The sequence below is a fragment of the Paenibacillus xylanilyticus genome (genome assembly GCF_013359935.1).
GTDB lineage: Bacteria > Bacillota > Bacilli > Paenibacillales > Paenibacillaceae > Paenibacillus > Paenibacillus xylanilyticus.
Genome location: NZ_JABMCB010000176.1, coordinates 58,797 through 79,556 on the forward strand (window position 1 = coordinate 58,797; position 20,760 = coordinate 79,556).

Sequence of the window (20,760 nt, forward strand, 5' to 3'; positions counted from 1 at the left end):
TTACTTTCGTGCCATCTTTTCAGAATAAAAAGTACACACATTAACCCTCAATCCATATGTCCTATGCGAAATTAGATAGCTGTCATCATGCTAATACATGTTCACAGTGTAACCGCTCTGAGGGAAATCATTTAATGTAATATAACTACATTCTATATGAAAATTACCGATTACTCAACCTGTTATTACACCTGCTCTTCGTACAACTTTTCAACATCAGGCCATTCATCAGCGGTTAACAATTCTAAATTGTTATTGTCATCAAGAACATAGAATAATAAATCATAAGAATCGTTGTGTTCATCTTCCAGTTTGCAGAGAACGATGTATCTTTTTGATTCACCCGCAAGTATGTTCAAGACACGATACTCCGCGATGAAATCTGTAATCTCGTTTCTTAAGGTCAAAATATCCGACAGCTCAATTTGAATTGAGTTTGTTTCCGGAACTGGTTTTGTAATAGCATTCAGAACTATATATTCGTTGACCTTCATAATGACACTGTCGGGATCCATACCCGTAACGTCAAGTCCGAAATGAAGTGCTTGGGTTTCCGCTTCTTCAATGTTTTCAACAATAGATAGATTATTAATCATATATATGTCCTCCAATATTTAAATGTATTGTGCTTAACATGGTCCGCCTATCCCATGACGGAAAGCACCTGCGGGATAGGTCCACTTTTCCTTATCTTCTAAAATGATGTCTGAAGGTGTGATTTCACCTGTTACTAATTGGTGAATAGCTTTTTGCTGATTATGCTGTACACAACTTGGCGCATTCCCCACATACTCATTCAGACTTAGCTTGTTATCGAGTGTAAAGTTTAAATCAATCTCAGCCAGTACGATATTTTCGTAATAATCTGGGAGAATCTCTTTTATTCCTGCAAAGTGTGAGGGGCTGCTGAAAATACAACAAGCACAAGAAGCCCTTCCCCATCCGACAACATAACAAGGATGTGGGATCACTCTGTTTCGCTTCAATACTTCCCAGACATCCTTTTCAGAATAGTCAATAATATTTCTATAATGGTGGACAAACCTTTTTTTCCTTGAAGGGGCATGTGCTCTGTGAAGTTCCATCATATTGTATTTAGCACGGTTGTTGCTTTCTCCCCTACGTTCACCACTAACGATCAGGATTTTACAATTTTCCTGAGTATCTAATTGTTTTTTGATAGCTACATCACTAACTTCAATCTTTAAGGCACTACTGCAGTATCTGGTTTGCAAGTTCGGGCTTTTAGCAGGAAAACGATAGCGATAACCGTAGCTCTTCAATTCATCTTCAATAGTTTGTTTAGTCTCTAGATTACCTTCCTCCTCAGCTCGCTCAAGAAGCTCCTTTAGTTCCCCGCTTCTTGACCAGGATTTAGGCTCTATACGTTTCATTTTGCCATCAGCATCTTGAAACTGAACAGGCCGCTTAGAACCTAGCCTGTACACTTCTCCCCAGAAACCTTCTTCCCGATAAGAGAAACGAATTTCTAAACCAAATACCGCAGCGAAGGCGGTACAGTATGGTTTGGTTGCTGGCCAATCCATTTTTTTATTAGATCCGCCATCAATGTCGTGATGTAGAAGGATAATTTTAGATTGCGGAACTCCTTTTTCTAGAAGATCTAATACGGAAGCAACAGAATCTTTCCCTCCACTGAACAGTACAAATATTTTATGATAACTTTCCAATGGATCAATATGTTCCAAGTATATTTTCTTCATATGAGGTGTATCTGTTCTTCCTAGTATGTTAGGATAAATATTTGTATTATTACCGTATATCCTCTTACTTTTGTAACCATATACCACCGGTGTGGCTTCGTTACATTCTCGGTCACGAATAAATTGAGGTTGATCCTGTAAGATATCCTCTAAGAATTCAAACGATAACTGCACATTAGAGTTGGCCAATACATAACCTCCTACATTTTATTAGACATAGAACAGGTATAGCTTTAAAAGCTATACCTGAATTATTGTGGTTTAGATTAGTCTGCCGTTCTGTTTTAAAACATAAACCCAAGTTGTCCCTTCTGATTCATTTGAATGCCGAATGGTTGCGAAGTAGTCTTTTTAGAAGTATTTTTACTTCTGAAAAACATCTCCGCAATTTTATTTGCGATAGATTTAACGATTCGACAATCTACGCTTTGACCAAGCATTTCATAGATGCGTGTTTCTGGAACATATGGTGGAAATACAAACCAATCCGGAACAGAAAGAATACGCCGAATTTCTTCAATCGTCAGAAATCTGAAGGACTGTTTATCCTCTGAAAGAAGATATGTACTTGATGCAGATTGGGCTCGGTACCGCTTAGGGATACACTGTATTTCTGTGACCTCAGGGGTGACGAACGTCTTTTCAAGACTACGATCTTTCCAACTATTATTCTTTTCCGCCTTTGACTCAAAACTTTCCATGAATTTATGGAGTGGTTTCCAAAGATGGGAAACTCTTTTGCCATCTAAGTAATCTCTCAGTTTTCGCTTTCGGATACTCTTTGGTGTCTTTGGGAATGAAAAGGACTTAAAGTCTTCTTCATTACGAACTGCAACAACATAGGTTCGTTTTCTTCGTGCGATCGAACCAAAATCATGCGCTTCTATCGTTGATTCGCTCCAAAAGGGAAACTCATCTGAAAGTAAATCTTTAATCGTTTTGTAAGCGTCAGTGGAATAGAAACCAGTCACATTCTCCATAAAAATTGCACGGCACTTTGTACTACGGATTAGCTCCGTTGTTGCTAATGCAAGGTTGTTGAATATCCCAGCCTCCATTAAACCCAATGTTGAAACCTCATTACACGGCAACGTTACAATGGTTATATCCGATTCAGCTACAGTGTTACAATCAAGAAGATCCCCAGTGTATAAGTAGCTCTGCGGGAAGTTTTCGCGATATACGGCACTACTATCATCATCAAGCTCTATAGCTCCAACAGATGAGAAATAGCCGGTGTCTGAAAAACTGCTACTTACGATGCCTGCCCCACTACAGATGGTGAAAGTCCTGATCCGTTTGTCTGAGCTGCTAACCAAGGAATCTTGAGTAAATAATTCAAAATGAAGAGGTCGAATGATGACCCTACTCATGTGATCATCCTTGAAGACACACATTTCTACTTTGTTCTCAACGTCAATAATACTTCGATAGCTTTCCTTCGCAGTATCGACAATAGGTCGTAAAACGCCATTACTCTTCCGTGATGACACATGCACGACATGATCTTCATCTGTGATAGGCTCTGATTGTATGATGATTTGTTTTGACTCTACATCAGTAGCTATGAACAATTTTTGTCCAGGTTCAAAGCCAGCTGCTTCGCATACTAAAGAGTAGAGCCAGAGACGCGGCTTCATCGCTTTTTTGGTTACTTTGTAAACTTTCTTAAGCATTAAATTCATATGGATATCCCCCTGTTTACTGGTCCTTATATTAGATAGAGTAATAGCGACGAATGTTTTCAGTTGTTGGCAGGTAATACAAGTCTCGAATCAAAGGATGATCATCATAAGTGACGATGATATCTGCGCCAGGCATTCCTTGATACAGCGACTCCAGTAGTACATTCAATGCAACATGTTCATTTTTTTTATAGAAGTGGCGATACAACTGGTTGCCTTTTTCAACAAAAGGGGGATCCACAAAGATGGTTGTTCCCTCAAGTGACCAGTAGTATTCTTCAATGACATGTAATGCATCTTCATTTAGAACAGTTATGCGATCACTTAATGTATGAATCTTTTCAATTCGTTGAATCAGACGATCCGGGTTCCAACGGGACAATCGTTTGACTGCTTCGCCGTTTCTCCCTCCAAGGGGGTTGGCTTTATAGATACCGGAATAAGCTAAACGATTGACAAGTAAGGTATACCAGGCTGCATCTAAGGTTGTGCAGTCGGGGTAATCCTTTTTAATGATTTTTTGAGCATTAAAATAGTCCTTTTCGGATGGTGATGAGCTAGATTGCAACCGATAAATTAAATCATATGGTGCATGTTTTATCGTCCAGTACAAAGCATAAATACCGAAGTCCACATCATTAAGAACTAGCCTTTTGACTACTCCTGCTTCAAGTAGTGCAAATTCGGCACTCGCACCGCCGGCATAGGCACCAACAAGACATTCAGATTTTGTCTCCCTGATTTTCGAATGGATAGCCGGTATCATTTTTGATTTTCCACCAGGATACCGAAGGCAAGAAAGCTGCTTATTAAATTTTATTTTGGGTGCAGCGAGCCTAGGGGTGGATTCCTCCTTCTGTCCTTTTTCTTCTAGTAATAAGGTGAACCGGTGTTCATTACTAGAATTGAAATAGGTAAAACCGTCGCAGTAATCGCACCAAAACCCCTCTTCACTTGAATCAATATCATCAAGCGTGTCCTCTAAGCGTCCACAAAATCTACATACCAACTCCATAGACATCTCTGAAGTATCAACCCTTTCATTGGAAAATAAAGAAGCTGAACAAGATGTTCAGCTTCTTTATTGTTTAGTGATGTTAGTAGACATAATACGATTCAACTATTACGCCATACCTTTGAATGTCCTCGATAAAGTACACATGGGATCTATAAGCCTTAGCATTCATTGCTGTCCCCCATGTATCTGCATCTGAAGTGAGTGTGTTTCCACGTATTTTATCTGTAGAGGAGATAAACTCTCCAGCGTCACAAACCGGTAGTGTAATTCTTTCTGTCTTGTCATAGAGCGCTATCTCCACATCGACGGGATCTATAGGTGCAAATTGTTCCAAGATAGATTTTTGGGTGATTAAATGCCATTCAGTAGACGAAACATGCTCTGCTTTAATATTAAGACAGTATTCAAAATCAATATCTGTCCAAACCTGGATGACATGCTCCGATGTTTCCTTTTGAATTCGAGACCGGCTTAAACTGATTAGAAATTCTAAACGCGACTCATACTCGTTTTGTTGACGATTCTCAAGCGTAACGATCATTATTGTATTATTTTCTCGAACCAGATAGAACCAACCAAAGCCAGTTATGTTCTTTATATCAAGACTGTCGTCTACAGAGACGTGATAAAAACGATACTGTTGATTGGTCATATACTTATTCTCTACATTAAGAGCTTGTTGCAGATAATATGAATCCTGTTGAGAAACAACACGAAGTTTAAGAGTAATAGTATCAGTATCAGGTTTTTCAGTTTCGGAATTTGCATGTGAAGGTGGGATAGCTATTGCTAGTTGAGTTTCTTGTCTGTCACAGTTCATATTTAGTAAATCATCGATTGAATTACATTTTTCAAACATAGTCCCCTTTAGTAAAGCTTTAATGACTATGTCATCAATCATCTTTTCCTTCGAGATATAATCGTTATTAAACAGGTATTGGCCCAGCACTAAACAGCGATTTAAATCTTCTTCAAATCGGATACTTGCAGCTACACCATATTGTTCACCGATAAAGTACTGGCTATAGTCATTGAACTTTTGTTCCCAAATTTCGTCTTGTACAGTGATCATACAGTTCATCTCCTTATGGTTTTTAGTATGTACTAACAGCTTCATAAAGGTTCGCGTAACGAATGTCCTCTTCAATAAGATTGATCCACTCTGCTACTTTAGCTCGATTATTAACATTGATATAATCATGAATTGAATCAAATTGATTCTCCTCACGAACTATGGAAAGAGCGAAAATAAGATCCATTTCTGTATACCTATCTACTAGATGGCTTTGATCTGTGTCGGAATATACCGGGTAGGCCCGATAACATCCATTTACTTTGCTAAAACACATTCCAATCATTTGTTTTACTTTGAACTTCTCTTCCCATTTGACGGGATTTACCTTCAGAATTAACAACTCAGTGTCCTGTACTTTTTTCATTTAAATTTTTCTCCTTTGGCCTAAACGCAAAAAAACGGAATCCTCAGATTAAGAGAATTCCGTTTATAAATGCGATAGCAGTATTAGTTTTTTAAAATAAACAAACAAAAAATGCATAACCCACTGGAATCGTAAATTAAAGCTAATATCGGCTTTCCAGAAAAGAACAACGCCGTCATACCATTGAATAATGTAATATGTTCGCGTTTTCTTACATTGTTTCCACGATTCCAAAAAAAGAACCATGTCCGTTTCATTAGGTTAACATCATCATACAATAGTATGTACATGTCTCAGATGAAAACAATGAAGAAATGGACTTGTTATATGACTATAATTTTATCCTAATCGTGGATGGATTTCAATTAAGAATGTATATTTTTAATTCCGGGTCAATGACAAGTTCAGGTAAGCTGAATAAATAATTTATTTTGAAAATTTTATTAATATGAAATAGAACAATACCCCTCCTATAACTCCAAAAAAGGCATATAAATCTGTAAACATATACGCTATAAAGATCGAGGTTACAATTGTCACAACCGTTCCGATAATAATGTTAGAAAATCTATAGACCATAAATCCTAGAAATCCAGAGATCAAAGTCACGAGTAAAAAAGGAATAATAAGGTACATTTTTGCTAACCTCCTAACTTGCACTAAATTTTTACAGTGATATACTCGGTTCATACTAAATATTGGGAGGTAATAATTTTGATCAGAAAGATTCCAGCTTTTAGAACAATATCCTTAGCTCTTATCCTTTTCTTACTGGGTACGTTCGTTTACCCCTTATCTTATTCCAGTGCTACTGCTAGCTTCTCAGAAGAGGATTACCAAAAAATTGCTGAGCATATGAGAGAAGATGGGTCCTCACAGGATGATATTAACAGTGTAATTAACAAATTAAAAAATGGAGAAATTTTAGATGCGGATAAACCAAATTCAACTGCTTTTAGAACATCGGATTCTAATAACAACGGAAGTTTGACGGTCACTTCTGAAAATCCAACGATACACCAGAAGTTTGAAGATGGTTCATATAAGAAATTAAGATTAGTAATAGAACCTACGGATGTATCTACTACTGCTTCCAATGGAGCATCCTTATATTTCAAGGTTGAAGGAACAAGTGTCTTTGGAACAGCGAGTTTCAATACCTCTGCATTCATAGACACGCACATCGGTAGTAGCTACATTACTGGTGTGTCGGGCACCTCCATTCATTCCATTATGGGAGTATATTCTGACGAAAAGTTGGTAATTGATAGACTTACTGAAATTAGGAGTAAAAGTATCCCTGCAGAAGCCCATTTATCTTATAAGCATACCAGTTTCGGTGGTGTATCAGCTAAAACAAGGGAGCTAAGAGTTAAAATTGGAGATCATATTGACGATCGTTACGGAATAGCAGTTACTTTTACTGATGGCAGAGGTTCTTATCAGTAAGTATCAACCGGCCGATAAAGTCATATTCAACAAATTCAATGTTCAACGATCCCAACCCGCTTATGTACTATTAACCTTTTTAATCTAGGTTCAATATAATAATTGGTAGAACCCTTGCCCGCTTCTGCGAAACAAGGGTTCTACACATGTTTGTATGATTGTTTCTTTTACCACAGATAATTTTGAATACAAAAAACCGCCACACTATAAGGCGGCGGTAATGAGTGCATTCATGCTATTGATGATATTTTCTCCTTGGTACTATTAATGTGTTATTGGTCTGAAGACTGGCTTACCATTCATAAACAGGTAAATCCGGACGTATTTCAGCATCTCTCTCCAGCAAAATCCATTCGGAATCGTGGCTTTGAGCATATCTAAAAATGCCTTCTACACAGTCAGGTAAATCAAAACTCTTAAGATTTTCATCTTTATGTGGAACATAAATGAAGAAACCATTAATGTCAAAGCCAGCCTCTTTCGGGTAATATGAAAAAGTTCCAAAATTACCTTGAAGTAGTGCATTATTAATCTCTTCGGTAATGTGACTGATACTTAGTACAAGCATTGTTTCTTTTTCAGGTTGATGCTGCAGCAATGAAGGGTCGTCTTCTGCTGTCTCAAACATGATTGTTGAACCAGCTTTATCTTCACCGAGTATTTCTTCAGATTCTTCACCCTCATCCGAACGCTTTTTATATTCAGCATATGAAATACCGGTCCAAGCTTCGAAAGCAGCAGCTGCCCTTTCAAATGCATTAGGCCCGATATAAGGTTTGATTTCTTCGATAAGGTCTCCATGTATACATACAAATAGAACGATCTGTGTACTCATTTTATTCCTACTCTCTATTAGATTTCTAGATTTTAATTTTTTTGAGTAGCTATCAATCTGATATTTACTTGTTGGCTGAGTCATCTTTCTTGTTGAGTAAATTCAAGAGATCATCTAGCTCTACTGATTTCTTGATCACGTGCTCATCTTGAAAATTAAAGTCATGTTGAACTACTAAACATTCTAATTCTCTTCGCCTAACTTCAATGAGGTCATTCAATTCAATATTTTGCAACATTGGTATTCAGCTCCTTGAAGAAGAATGAAAAAACGCAGACGAGTAACGTCTACGATTCTTGTTGTTTTATTCTGATTCACTTTGATGTGACAGTATCTGTTGCTTCTCGATAGGGTATGTTTTTACCTTATACTTATGTTTAAGATTTATATACGACTTGTGGTGGGCTATTCGCTGTTCAGAGAACAGTGTATTGAAATAGGAAATCACTTCAAGAGCCGCATATTTATTGGTAAGGAGTTTTTGAGGTTCCTTACTAAGCTGCTGTATGCATGCTGCACCTGGGGCAATCGGGTCATCGTCTAATAACATATCGGGAAATGCTGAACAGACAGGATCAAGAATAGTCTCGTCGTTCCAACGAATCCCGCAGACAATTTGTCCGGTCCAGCCGGTAGCATTATAGGCATCTCTTTCTTCAGAAGTCCAGGAATCCATAGAACGTGCGTCCTGAGGCACACGAGAACCTTCAACCCCTGCATCCACATAAATCATATAAGGTTGCGACATGAAGAAGGCATGCATGAGCTGGCGGCTAAAGTTATTATCCACGGTACCAATGAGTACTGGGATTTTCATGTTACAGTAGTAGTCCTTAAGAAATGCATCATCAAATAATGCTTCCATTGTTTCTAAGGTACTTACATATTGCTCTGCATAAGAAAATACAGGTACTTCATAATGTCTCCCGTATCGCCTTGCTAGAACGTCTGCCTTCTTCTGTCCTACATCGGAGGGTAGAAATAATTGATTTTTGAGATTATGTTTTTCAACGATATCTGGATCAGCTAGAAGATAACTACCCTTCACGGAGAAGATATTCATGAGTTGTGTTAATTGTTGAACCACAGCAGATCCGTTTGCACCGGTTCCTAATTGAACGATTTGGAAAAGGGGTTTCATGTCTGGGTGGAAGATGATCATAGTGCACTCTCTTTCTGAATGCGATAATCATAAGCATTTGTTGCTGGAGGAAAAGCAGAAGTAAACACCTTATTGAGGTCTACCAATTGATATCGACCATCTACAAACACACGACAAGAGATCTTAGGAAAAAAACAATCTAGTCTCCCAATAATCGTATATAAGCATCTGCCAATCTCACTGTTATCGTCCTGCTCTGATGGGGTTATTTCTAAAGTGTGATGAGAATGTAACTCCATTACTTTTATCATTTGAGCATCATCAATTTCGGTTTTCTCAGGGACAACATTCTCTGATGAAACTACTTGATGTGGGATTGAAAGATGATAGCCCTTGACATGATGAAAGTAGATCTCACCATAAATTTCTAATTGATCCTTACTGTATTCCCTACATAGAGAGATAAAATCCTCAAGGATAATATACGGGATTGGCGGTAATTTAAACTGTATACCCTCATGCAGTTGATCACATACAGGCACGTATGATGCTTTTGTGCAGACCGAGTAGACTTCACCATCCCTGATGTGATACACATGTCCGTCAGCAGAGGCAACATACATATTGTATTTCCGATCAGCAGCAGCTTCCTTTAGAGACGTAAACACTCCAATGGATGCTCCTCTTTTACGGCCGTGAACCTGCGGTATGATTAGGTTATTAGGGAATAAGGTTAACGTTACATAATCTCGATCGCTCATTTCGCCGTACTCTTCAGCTAGTTTAAGCCTCAAGTCTTCGGTATTAATAGTGCGCCGGCCATCTTTTGCTTCCGGATCTTCAATACCTTGTTCAATTTCCTCGTTACTAAAGTATTGGGTTATGGGAGTCAACTCACCATCATATTTAATGTGTGTTTCGAGATTAACTTCTAAAGTCTCAAATGTTTTATTTTCTTTCTTGGGAGTCGGCTTATTCATCGAAAGTTGATTCTTTCGTTGTTTCCGTTTTTCGTTTTCTACAGTAGTTGTAGTTAACGTTGTTTGTTCCTCCGGACTCAGAAATCCGAACAAATCGCCTTGAACAAAAGTATTATCAGTCATTATTAAACCCTCCAATTAGATCTTCGTTTGTTTTTCTAATAATTGTTGAATGGTTATTTTTTCAGTGAGAAGCCAGGCATCCGGGAAATCTGTATCCTGCATCTTACTGTATAACTCACGTAACTCTGTGATCCCAGAAGTGTTTCGATGCCCATCAAAGTAACAATTTGTGCTTGGAGATCCAAAAAACAAATTGTGCAATGTAGCGCATTGGTTTATATCTGTTATCGTGGGTAGTGAATTACCACCCATACAAACAGAGCCGTTGGTCACATTGGCATAAGGGTACTTAAATAATTCAGTGTCTGAACTGATTCGGCTCTGCTTTACCGCAAAGCAGAACATTTGATCTACCCTTCTGCTCTTCATATCAATTAAATAAACAAATAACAAATGAGGGTGACCTATCTTTTCTAAAGGATCATTGTAATAGTACATATCCCATTTTTGTTTTGGGACACTGCAGACTACAATTTCTTTTTTTGATTTTTCCATACGGATATACTTAACAATTCCTTTATTCATGAAAGGTGTCTCGTACGAAGGTTTTCCTACTTTCCTTATCCCGCAGATACTCAATCTTTCCATACCTTTTCGATGCCCTATGATAGTAAGAGGATGTAATTCTCTCAGCTCGGTATCGATAATGGCTTCAGCAAATTGGTTAAAGGTCATAGAGTAGTCAGATAAGACGACATTATTTTGATTCTTTATTTGAACATGGCACGTTGGTATAGAAGAGTGGACTCCTTCACTCCAAGTAACACTATAGTGTCGTCGGGAATCTCTATTATTCATGTATATCGTCCTTTTCGAGATACTCACTGATTAAGGCTGCCATCTTCATTAAATGCTCAAGAAATTGGCTGTGGTATCCATAGTAATTTTCTTCAAGATGAACGGTAATAGTGTCGTCGATTATTTCAATGTTTAAGCTGGCCATCGAATAGTCACAGTTCACCCTTGTTATGAAAGGCTGGATGGATTGCGTAAATTCACTCTGGCTCTGTAATGCCGATGACAGGTCTCCACCGGATATAGCATATCTAGCTTCGTCTTCATTGTGAGGTATGCTTTTTACATCGAACTTATGAAAAACCATTCTAAGTAACTCGTCGAAAATATCAAATGTCGGGCCAATTCCGTAAGTGTTCCAGATCCGCCATCCCTTTGCAGCGCTTAAGTTTGTCGGGTTTATTCCATAATCATGAGCAAGCTTAAGCATCCGAAAATTATCAGTAGATGACCTTAAAGACTCTATATCTTCATTATTGAACATCAGCATGAGAATGTTTCCTTTCTCTTTTAATTAAATGAAGTCATCATTACTTTCAGTTCGCATATATCTGAAGTGTCCGCAATAATGTCTATGATTTGTTTGTTCGTAGAATATGTTAAAGTAATTGTTTTTTGCATTTTGTTCATAATCCCATGAATATGCGTTGTCGTATGAATCTAGATAAAAGGATTGATTCAAAACGGTATTAACATCCTCTATGGAGAATGATGAGAAGTCAATTTCATTTAGTGGTGTATCACTAAAAATCAATTCTACGATTTTATAGAGCTCCTCCTTCGTTGAGGTGCTATTCTCTTCATGTTTCTCTTTTAATGATTTCTCGAATTGATTCCAGTCCAATCGGAGGAATTCCATACGTTCGCCACCTTTGAAGTAGAATAATAATGGATGGTCCCTTCTATAAAGGAAGCATCCATTCATACTTGTCTATTTTCTACGGTACGGTAAGATAATTTGAATATTACCCTTACTCTCTTGTGGCTCTATAAGAACTGGACTTAGTTCTCCAGTAAAGCTGATCCGGACCATTTTCGAATGGTAGGCTTTAATTGCATCCAAAAAATATCTTGTATTAATCGAGATATCAATTTCGTCACCAACGTAATCTTGGACAAAAATCTCCTCAGCTACGGATGCAAATGAAGATTCATGCGTTTTCAGCTCAATAGATGCAGCATTGTTAGGGTTGGTTTTTATGAGGGTAATTCCCCCATCGTTGCCTTCCGCTTTAACAATATACTGTCGTTCTAGAGAAGCAAGTAGCTCGGTACGATGTACCAAGAAACTAACTTTCATTGAGTCCCCATCAGGACGAATTCTACTTACATCAGGATAACTTCCCTCGAGAATGGTTGTACTGAAGGTTGTATTTCCTGACTTAATCACTAATCTCCCTTTAACTAAAGAAATATCCACCTTGTTACTTCCAATAAGTCTCGATATTTTTTCGAGGGGCTTAGCTGCTATAGTTATTCCATCATTCCCGAATTCTTGAATAGAATCGGTTTGGTAAGAGGCTATGGCTAATCTATGTCGGTTAGTTGTAGTAAAGACAAGGTCTTGCTCCGTTAGGTTAATATTAACGCCAGTAAGAATAGGCGTGTTTTCGTCCGTGGAGGCTGCGAATAAGGTTTTATTTAATAGATCCAGAAAGTGAGAAGAATCCAATTGAAGGAGAGCCTTCCCCTTCGGAATGACAAACTGGGGGAATTCTACAGCACTCAGACCCTGCATTTTAAAGTTTGCGTTCACTTTTTCATCAACTGACGTTACATTAATCAGTTTCTGATCCGTCAGTTTTTCATCAGGATGATCAGAAACGGTAATACAGACTGCGGACCCCATTTTTCTTACAATTTCAATAATGAGTGGTGGGATCATTACTGACCCTACTTCATCTACGCTTAATTCATTTTCCTTCGAGGGTATGAAATGCTCCGTTGAATTCACGGTATTATCCGTAACCAAGTTTAGTCCTTTTTTTGTTGCATGAAATTTGATATTCATACAGATCGGTACTCTTTCAGATTTCTCTAATGTCTCTTTAACTTTTGTTAAGCCATCCAAGAGTGTCTTCGTTTTCATTGTAATTTTCATTTTAGAATCTTCCCTTCTTTTAGTTAAAGTAAGAATAAAAAAAGACATAGCCTACTCTTGATCAAGTAGATTATGTCTTTAACTTTTTCGTGTCCCAACTCCTAAAATAGTAAGCAGGCTTGCAAGTAAACCATTAAACTGGATAACATCCATTAGACCGACAAAGTAAATACGCTTTTCTACTAAGTTGCCAGTCCGTTTCGTTTGGGTAGCAAAAATAATCTTCCCGTATTCTTCTGATACTTCTCCTACCATAGAAAACGAATTCTGGGATAGGTTGTATTTCGCCATACATATCTGATGTGCTAAGAATAGATTGTCCGGACATATAGCACGGATTAACTTAGCTTTTGATTTCTTCCAAAGCTTGCTTGCTAGCTCACTTGCATGTTGTAAATGTTTATAGCAAGTAGAGATAAATGTCACCACTCTGGTACGTCTGTCTACTGCAGCAGCTAAACATAATATGGACCATGAATCTTCTGACATATCTGAGCCAATTCTTCGCCAGATCTGTATTTCAGTATTCTGATCAGCCTCATGACTTGCTTTCAAGACTTCGTTTGTGATCTGGCTTTCTTTACTTATGTAACTACAGACCTCTTTGTTTTTTACCCAATATGATAACTTCAAGGTCGGCATACCAGGAACGATTGCGGAAATTGCGTCCCAACCGTATTGATTCCTCTTTTTCAAACGAAACTTGAACATCTGTGATAACCTCCTGAAATTTTGTTCAATATGCAAAAAAAACGCATGATTCCGCTCTTTGTAAAGCGAATCCATGCGTTTAGATGCCAAATATTGAGTTTTAGACTTGTTGGTGAAATAAAAAAGATTCTTAGCATTGAATCAACTTGATTATTGATTCAATATGTATTGCCATCACTCTATTCAATGAAATAAAGTGTCCACAATCTTATTCTTCATCCTAATGAAAATACATTAGTCCCAAAATGCTATCCAATCCATTATCATCTCGTGGAGTACATAATTTAAATAGCATTGAAGAATACAAAAACAAAAGAATTAGCTTTATTTTACACTAATATTTATGAAAAATAAAGTTTCATTCTTGAGTGTTCAATATGGTATAGATTAATGTCGGTCCTGAACTGACTAGACAATAATTAAATATCTAATAAGTGACTTCGAAATAGTTGTCTTACTCCGAATACATGATACTCTCGATCTGTAAGAAACATATTGACTTTGGAGTTGAGAAAATAATGAAATACCCATATATGGATCAAGCATTTGTACATAAGGCAAAGCAAGTAGAGAAGAGAGATTTAGAAAACTCATATTATCTTTAAGGTCAATTCGACTCAGGGGGTTCATAGAATTACAAGAGGCCGATTTAGACAGGATCTTACATATGCGTTATTTTAAATTCGCCCCATTCACTTCACACTTAATGGCTTTGTTAAATGCTGCGTTAGGTGACCTTAACTCCAAGATTATTACTCTAGCTAATCGAAAATTATGCCTGGTCATTCCTGTGGAAAGTAAAATGATGATTTCACTTTAAAAAGCATGATGAATACGGTAAAGTATTTTAAGACAACTAAAAAAGTTCCCATAAATTCCCTAAGTGAGGTATTAAGTGAAGAATATACTAGTGATAACACATTCAAAGGATTATACAGTAACTTATTTAGAGAAAAAATATTCTGAGTTCTTTACATTACGTTTAAATATTGATCAGATTAACTCTTATCAAATTAACATAAGTGATGCTTACAGTAACATTATCACAGATCATCAAGATATAGCTTTAAATGATGTGCACGCTGTCTATTATCGTAAAGTTGCCTACCCTGACCTCTCAGACTATGAGATGGGGCTACGTCCGCTTATCGCCAAAGAACTTCTTGCCCTCACCGAAGGATTAGCTGAAACATTAGGTGAACGTTGTCTAACACGTCCTTCCTTACTAAAGCGCGCTGAAAACAAGATTGTTCAATTAAAAGTTGCGAAAAAAATAGGATTTAGACTCCCTCAATCATTAGTTACCAATTACGATCAAAGCGCTCAAGCTTTTGTAAAATCGCAAACCTCTATTGTTAAGCCAATTGCAACAGGAAGATTGATAACTTCTGAGCAAGAATACATACTCCAAACAAATCTTGTACCTGACACAGTACTCCCGGTCAATTTGTCTCACTGTCCTTCCTACTTCCAATCCTATGTTTCAAAGGATTATGAGGTTAGAGTAACTATTGTAGACAGGCAGGTTTTTGCTGTTAAAATCCAAGCAGACAATCATATTGATTGGAGAAAAAGTCATGCTAAGAATATTTATGAAGTTATAGATATACCAAAAGTTATTATCCAACAATGTCTTGAGTTTATGAGGGAGTTTGGCTTAAGTTTTGGTGCTTTTGATTTCATAGTTTCAAATGGAGAGTACTATTTTCTTGAAGTGAATCCAAATGGTCAATGGCTTTGGTTAGAGGAGAAATTAGATTTGAAAATTTCTGATGCAATCGTCCATTTTCTACTAGAGGATGGTGATCATTAATGGACAGGTTACCTAAAAATGTTTTTCATTTTTTAAAAATTCTTTCCTTGTCTCCTATACTTCGAGTGACATGTGATGAAAGTTTCGGGGAGATCACAAAGAAAAGCAAAAGTCTACGATTCTCTCTTTTGAGCTTTAACATAGGAGTATATATTCTCCATATATTTACTTTCCGATACATTTTAGAAAACTCACTTAAACAAGGAATAAAAGATGAGCTTACTTTTATTAAAATTCTATCGTTGAGAGATATTCAAAAACCAATTGATCAGAAAGACTTTGAATCAAGACTGGAGAAACACAGAACAGAAGTAGAACCACTAAATCCTAATGATAAAGAAGTTATTAAAGAAGCATTATCTTTCAAAATGAATAGCATCATAGACTCTAAAAATAGAACTTTTAACAAATTCCTCGCCTATTTAGCAGTGGTTGCTTTTCTGATTCCTATTTATACACCTTACCTCTCTAAATTAAAACAATCTCTCGAACATGAGGGGGTTTTTTATATTCTTATCCTTCTAACTCTGTTTTACATAGTTACAGGGATACTTAATCTTATGCTTTTTTTTCATGAATTCATCAAAGTAAGATCTTATTCTAGATATCGTTACCAAGATGTTAAAAATTCAAATGATCGATCCACTGAACTATTACAGATGATTTATTACGAACGTTATTTGACTGAATTTGAATGGATTCAGGAAGTCACTGTTATAAAAAATATAGAAAAATATATTAAAGGTGTTATTATCATGAGTCTCGCTTTAGTCACCTTCCATAACATTTCACTGCATTTTGAAGAAACAGCGTCCTTAACCAGTTCTTCTTTAATTACCGATACTCAGGTATATGTTCTTAATTTATCAAACAGTCCTTCTAAGCTATACGATGGTCAAAAGAGTTTAATTGACAATCTAACATCTGGGTTTCTTGAAAATAGTATTTCTGAGGTGATTCTTATTCGTTCAGGAGACGATTATGAAAAAAATTATAAAAGAATTTATAGCTTGATTCAGTCTTTAAATGTCAATAATATAGATATTACCGTAGCAATGAATTCAGCTGACATTGACAAAAATAAACTTACTATTCTTTTAAAGAAAGGTCAAATCAAATGAAACCTTACATTGCCCATTTTTTAACACCAGTCCAAGAGACATCAGGAGAGTCCTTGTTGAATGATCATGAGACACGCAGCCTTGAAGACACCCGTCCTGATGATGTCATCACAAGTAGAAAAGTAACAATAGAAACCTCTACAATAGAAAAAACGGAACCAGATGATTTATTTTTTAGTAAGCAGACTTTTACCAAACAAGATTCTGAACCTGATGAGTTATATTCACAAAAACAAACCACAACTGAATCACTTGAAGACAGTTTACCTGACGATAATTATTATTAATCCTTGTATGTATCAAAAGCAAACTATACTGTAAAAATGATAACTTGCTCTTGCTTCAATAATACTCTACCTTGTTTAAAATGGTGGATATCAGACTCCCACCTTCAGAATGTAATATCAGGCAAGTGGGAATGCTGGAAGATTATCATGTTTAGTTACAGGCAGAATTTTATAGTTTAAACGTAACAAAAAAGAGGTAGGATATTATCCTACCTCTTTTTTAACGATTATATCCTAGTTATATTTATGTTATTCACCGTCATTTATCTGATTTAAAACAAATCCTTCTTCAAAGGTTTGACCGTCAGTGGCCCAGCGAATAGTGACACTTCGAACGTCTTTGTAGCTGCTCACTTCCTCTTTGGCAACTAACTGGACATCTTCATCTTTTTTAAAATAGTCCATCATGTCAACTGTATTTGAAGGATTAAAAGGTCCATTATCATTCTTATTGATTACATCGATTTCGGCTTTAGTCACTTTATCTGTTCCAAGATACTTTATCACGGGAGTACCGATGTACTTACTTTTCTCTCGAACGTAGTTGATTGAGACTGACCAATTATTAGATTTCCCTTCATAAGTAACCCTTTCAGGTTTATTTGAGCATCCTGTTAACACCACCATTATTACAATAGAAGTTAAAATTACTATTTTTTTCATTTCCTCACCTCAAATTACAGAAATCCAAGCAGATATTGTATCCACTTGGATTTTCAATATTATTATTTATTTTTATGATACCAGTTCCACTGGTGCCCTTCATCATTAGACTGATCATAGGCCGTGGAAGCACTAATTCCGACATCAGGAACTGCACCACCAGAAAATGATAACTCACCATTTAGTGTTAGGTACTTATGGAAGTATTGGGCTACCATTGATGAAGAATCAATTCTTCCGCTACCATCATGTGGTTTTGTTATTTTAAATCCGGACCAACCTTTATGCCGATAGACCCCATAAAGGTTTCCATCGCTGCCTGTAAACCCGTTAATTAAGTTCGCAGAGAAGCCTATGCCGGCTCCTGGAGTATACTTCTTATAGCCTGTTTTACTAGTTCCTTGCGTTTCGGCATATTTTCCACTAGATCCACAAAGTGGACAGTGACCAAAAGCCTTGTATGAATATTTTGCACTGGACGGCACAGCATCAAAATCATCGGACCAAGCTAGTCCCCATTGATCTTCAAATGTATAGGTTGGACCATAGTTCCAATCCCAATTGTAATTCACTTGAAAATCAACTTTTCCTGAAGTTGTTGTGACCTGACTTAGTGAAATGACGTGTGTAAAATTTGAAAGTGAGAGCGCACTAACATTGCCTTCCTCACTAGATTCAATGTTATTCTCACTATTCTCGTCTACTGTTGATGAAGCAACATAATGAGAAGTATAGACTGCATTTTGATCATAAAGGTCTTGTTTCTGTTCTTGTTCAAGTACCTCTATTAATGTAGACGGGTATCCATTCTCAACTAAATAAGCGTCTAACTGATCTGTATTAAGATTAACTGATTCTGCTCCGAAGGCAATAGATGAAGTAGAAGATAAGAAAGATACCGCAAGTAAACATGTAAATAACTTTTTAGCGACAAACTTCAAAGAAATTCCTCCTCTAGCTTAAGTTATTGGTAGAAAAAAAGAAATGGAACGAGAAAAATAACAGACATTACCATCAATTGTTCATAATTGTAATATATAATTGTAAATATTGTAAATAGAACCATTGAACTAAAAGAACTTGTAAACAAGAAATCAAGGTATGGAAAAGGTGCGATTAATCGTCATTTTCATTAGGGAGTTTTTTAATTTTGAAAAAAAGAAAAAGAGGCTGGAAAGTCTCCAACCTCTTTTGGAGCTCATTAGTTAGCTGATTGACCTAATATAACTCAATTTGAAAACTTCATCGAATTGAATCTTAAAGTCTTCATAGTAGCGTAGTGCAGATTCACGCTGAGAATAAAACTCCTCTAAGTGCGACTCTTTTCCATCTTCAATAAATTTTTCTAAAGCGATAAACGCTTCTTTGTATGCATTAACACTTTGATTTGCTGTTAAAAATGAAAAAGAGGATGAATAATCTCTGATTGGTGTAAAATTTGCTGAGTCAAAACTTTTAGAGTCACTTTCTGCAACTTTAATTAGTTCAGCTAGCTTGGATGTATCAACCTCTTCTTTTAATAATAAATTACCAAGTATATCGACTAACTCTTGATCAATTTTCTCAAAATTATTGATAAAAGTAGAATGAAATGCATTCAAAAGTTCTAAGTTACTTGAGTACAAAAGATTCTTATTGACCATAGTGAGTATAGAATTCTTATACTCTACCGTAAAGTTGGCATCTCTAAAGATACTAACAGGAACATAAAGCCGATTCTGAATAATTGTTGGTTCCACATCGGTCTTCGGTTTAATTTCTTTATTATTGACGAAAATGCTGATTTTTTGTGGTGCGCTTTTCACAGCAAATGCTGCAGGAACACTCAATAACGACAGGACAAATGTAAGAATTATAACTTTCTTCAAATTTATTACACCTCTCTATTGATATATTTTGGATAATATTCTATATTATATTTTGTGCTCACATTATATTCAAGTAGGAGGAAGCGTAAATGATGGTTGTTAGTAGAAGAAAATATCTTTTCTCGCTTTTAGTTGTTCTTTTAATGTTTTCCCAAAGTATTTATCTTCCTGCGGCTAATGCTGCAACAGTTCAAGAGGTTGACTTTAGATCCGACAATTACCCAAACAATTATATTGAGGGTTCAAAAGCTTACGATCGGGTTGTTAAAGTGTCCCCTACAGTTACAAGTTATCGTCTACACTTTGCAAGAATCGGTTTAGCAAATGGAGATAGAGTATCAGTATCATCATCGTATAACAGTACAACTCAAGAAGCAGGTACGATTTACTACTACTCAAACGGGGGCTATACAACTGATGTTTGGACTCCGTGGATTACTGGTCCAGCATATGTGAACTTAATTACTAACAAGGATGGCCTAACATCAACTGGTTATGTAATAGACCAAATTGAATATAATGGTACATCATCACCTAATATAAATTCTGCAGCGTTCTTCCCAAATTCATTCTCCTCAGTTAGTAACATATCTGTGTATCAGGCACCAACAGTCTCTACATATGGTTATTCTTCTTATGTAACAAATGCTCTTAACCAATTGGATAATATCTCTAATGCCAATATCGGTTATACTAATTCAACTTCTACAACTGCTCAGGTTCGAATCTCTGCAAATAATAATTCTGCTTTGGATTATTTCGCTCTAGTTCAACCCTATGATTCAAGTGGAAAAGCCATTAATGAAACAGACTCAAAAACGTGGAGTTATGCAACAATGGTGTTAAATCATGGTGTTATGACAAAATGGGGTTTTACTGCATCTAACAAGCAAGGAACGGTAACTCATGAAGTTGGACACTTAGTGTCACTTAGTCACCAAATGAATTTGGATGCAAATTCCATTATGAAAACCGGTAAAAAGAATAACACTACATTTACATCACTTGATATATCTAATATTCAATATAGATGGTAGAAAGGAATT

The 20,760-nt window shown here is 36.5% G+C and carries 22 protein-coding genes; 5 read left to right on the forward strand and 17 right to left on the reverse strand.

The window, feature by feature from the left end; genetic code table 11:
* Window positions 1–185: 185 nt before the first annotated feature.
* The 6 genes from HP552_RS10835 to HP552_RS10860 form a co-directional block, all read right to left on the reverse strand.
* The gene (locus tag HP552_RS10835) at window positions 186–596 is read right to left on the reverse strand and encodes a hypothetical protein (protein WP_175395499.1); all 411 of its coding nucleotides are present in this window, start codon (window positions 594–596) and stop codon (window positions 186–188) included.
* A 33-nt stretch (window positions 597–629) separates the two neighbouring features.
* Window positions 630–1,913 carry a phosphoadenosine phosphosulfate reductase domain-containing protein gene (locus tag HP552_RS10840; RefSeq protein WP_217506380.1) on the reverse strand — a complete coding sequence of 428 codons (1,284 nt, stop codon included), beginning with the start codon at window positions 1,911–1,913 and terminating at the stop codon, window positions 630–632.
* A gap of 95 nt (window positions 1,914–2,008) precedes the next feature.
* A complete protein-coding gene (locus HP552_RS10845; protein ID WP_175395500.1) occupies window positions 2,009–3,409 on the reverse strand; it encodes a DNA cytosine methyltransferase in 1,401 nt (466 codons plus the stop codon).
* A 31-nt stretch (window positions 3,410–3,440) separates the two neighbouring features.
* Window positions 3,441–4,430: a DNA adenine methylase gene (locus HP552_RS10850; RefSeq protein WP_175395501.1), complete on the reverse strand. Its 990-nt coding sequence runs from the start codon at window positions 4,428–4,430 to the stop codon at window positions 3,441–3,443.
* A gap of 76 nt (window positions 4,431–4,506) precedes the next feature.
* A complete protein-coding gene (locus HP552_RS10855) occupies window positions 4,507–5,499 on the reverse strand; it encodes a hypothetical protein (protein WP_175395502.1) in 993 nt (330 codons plus the stop codon).
* A gap of 22 nt (window positions 5,500–5,521) precedes the next feature.
* Complete coding sequence (locus tag HP552_RS10860) at window positions 5,522–5,866, reverse strand: hypothetical protein (RefSeq protein ID WP_175395503.1); 345 nt, start codon at window positions 5,864–5,866, stop codon at window positions 5,522–5,524.
* 714 nt (window positions 5,867–6,580) lie between these two features.
* On the opposite strand from HP552_RS10860, the gene HP552_RS10865 reads away from it, so the two are divergent.
* A complete protein-coding gene (locus tag HP552_RS10865; protein ID WP_024630847.1) occupies window positions 6,581–7,315 on the forward strand; it encodes a hypothetical protein in 735 nt (244 codons plus the stop codon).
* A gap of 292 nt (window positions 7,316–7,607) precedes the next feature.
* Here the strand turns inward: HP552_RS10865 and HP552_RS10870 are convergent, their stop codons facing one another.
* From HP552_RS10870 to HP552_RS10905, 8 genes are all read right to left on the reverse strand, one after another.
* Complete coding sequence (locus HP552_RS10870) at window positions 7,608–8,150, reverse strand: DUF5983 family protein (protein ID WP_175395504.1); 543 nt, start codon at window positions 8,148–8,150, stop codon at window positions 7,608–7,610.
* A 64-nt stretch (window positions 8,151–8,214) separates the two neighbouring features.
* Window positions 8,215–8,388, reverse strand: coding sequence for a Spo0E family sporulation regulatory protein-aspartic acid phosphatase (locus HP552_RS10875; protein ID WP_246310839.1), 174 nt, complete (start codon window positions 8,386–8,388; stop codon window positions 8,215–8,217).
* Window positions 8,389–8,454: 66 nt separating this feature from the next.
* On the reverse strand, window positions 8,455–9,312 hold the full coding sequence (locus HP552_RS10880; RefSeq protein ID WP_175395505.1) for a ThiF family adenylyltransferase: 858 nt from the start codon (window positions 9,310–9,312) through the stop codon (window positions 8,455–8,457).
* Window positions 9,309–10,355, reverse strand: a complete 1,047-nt coding sequence (locus tag HP552_RS10885) for a hypothetical protein (protein ID WP_175395506.1) — start codon at window positions 10,353–10,355, stop codon at window positions 9,309–9,311. Before HP552_RS10885 ends, HP552_RS10880 begins: the two co-directional genes overlap by 4 nt.
* A 15-nt stretch (window positions 10,356–10,370) precedes the next feature.
* Entirely contained in the window at window positions 10,371–10,880 is a 510-nt protein-coding gene (locus HP552_RS10890) for a hypothetical protein (RefSeq protein WP_175395507.1), read from the reverse strand.
* Window positions 10,881–11,145: 265 nt separating this feature from the next.
* Window positions 11,146–11,640, reverse strand: a complete 495-nt coding sequence (locus HP552_RS10895) for a hypothetical protein (protein WP_175395508.1) — start codon at window positions 11,638–11,640, stop codon at window positions 11,146–11,148.
* A 441-nt stretch (window positions 11,641–12,081) separates the two neighbouring features.
* Window positions 12,082–13,251: a DNA polymerase III subunit beta gene (dnaN, locus tag HP552_RS10900; protein WP_175395509.1), complete on the reverse strand. Its 1,170-nt coding sequence runs from the start codon at window positions 13,249–13,251 to the stop codon at window positions 12,082–12,084.
* A 78-nt stretch (window positions 13,252–13,329) separates the two neighbouring features.
* Entirely contained in the window at window positions 13,330–13,962 is a 633-nt protein-coding gene (locus HP552_RS10905; RefSeq protein ID WP_175395510.1) for a hypothetical protein, read from the reverse strand.
* An 895-nt stretch (window positions 13,963–14,857) separates the two neighbouring features.
* Between HP552_RS10905 and HP552_RS10910 the strand changes: the two genes are divergently transcribed.
* From HP552_RS10910 to HP552_RS10920, 3 genes are read left to right on the forward strand one after another with little or no spacing between them, the layout of a single operon-like run.
* On the forward strand, window positions 14,858–15,775 hold the full coding sequence (locus HP552_RS10910) for an MvdC/MvdD family ATP grasp protein (RefSeq protein WP_175395511.1): 918 nt from the start codon (window positions 14,858–14,860) through the stop codon (window positions 15,773–15,775).
* The gene (locus tag HP552_RS10915; RefSeq protein ID WP_175395512.1) at window positions 15,775–16,896 is read left to right on the forward strand and encodes a hypothetical protein; all 1,122 of its coding nucleotides are present in this window, start codon (window positions 15,775–15,777) and stop codon (window positions 16,894–16,896) included. Before HP552_RS10910 ends, HP552_RS10915 begins: the two co-directional genes overlap by 1 nt.
* A gap of 56 nt (window positions 16,897–16,952) precedes the next feature.
* Window positions 16,953–17,183 (forward strand): hypothetical protein, encoded by a 231-nt coding sequence (locus HP552_RS10920; RefSeq protein WP_175395513.1) that lies wholly within the window; start codon window positions 16,953–16,955, stop codon window positions 17,181–17,183.
* A gap of 249 nt (window positions 17,184–17,432) precedes the next feature.
* Here HP552_RS10920 and HP552_RS10925 read toward each other — a convergent pair whose 3' ends face one another.
* From HP552_RS10925 to HP552_RS10935, 3 genes are all read right to left on the reverse strand, one after another.
* Complete coding sequence (locus HP552_RS10925; RefSeq protein ID WP_175395514.1) at window positions 17,433–17,846, reverse strand: membrane lipoprotein lipid attachment site-containing protein; 414 nt, start codon at window positions 17,844–17,846, stop codon at window positions 17,433–17,435.
* Between the two features lie 62 nt (window positions 17,847–17,908).
* On the reverse strand, window positions 17,909–18,787 hold the full coding sequence (locus HP552_RS10930; protein WP_175395515.1) for a hypothetical protein: 879 nt from the start codon (window positions 18,785–18,787) through the stop codon (window positions 17,909–17,911).
* Window positions 18,788–19,051: 264 nt separating this feature from the next.
* The gene (locus tag HP552_RS10935) at window positions 19,052–19,714 is read right to left on the reverse strand and encodes a stalk domain-containing protein (protein WP_175395516.1); all 663 of its coding nucleotides are present in this window, start codon (window positions 19,712–19,714) and stop codon (window positions 19,052–19,054) included.
* 89 nt (window positions 19,715–19,803) lie between these two features.
* On the opposite strand from HP552_RS10935, the gene HP552_RS10940 reads away from it, so the two are divergent.
* Window positions 19,804–20,751: a hypothetical protein gene (locus tag HP552_RS10940; protein ID WP_175395517.1), complete on the forward strand. Its 948-nt coding sequence runs from the start codon at window positions 19,804–19,806 to the stop codon at window positions 20,749–20,751.
* The last annotated feature ends 9 nt before the right edge of the window (window positions 20,752–20,760 follow it).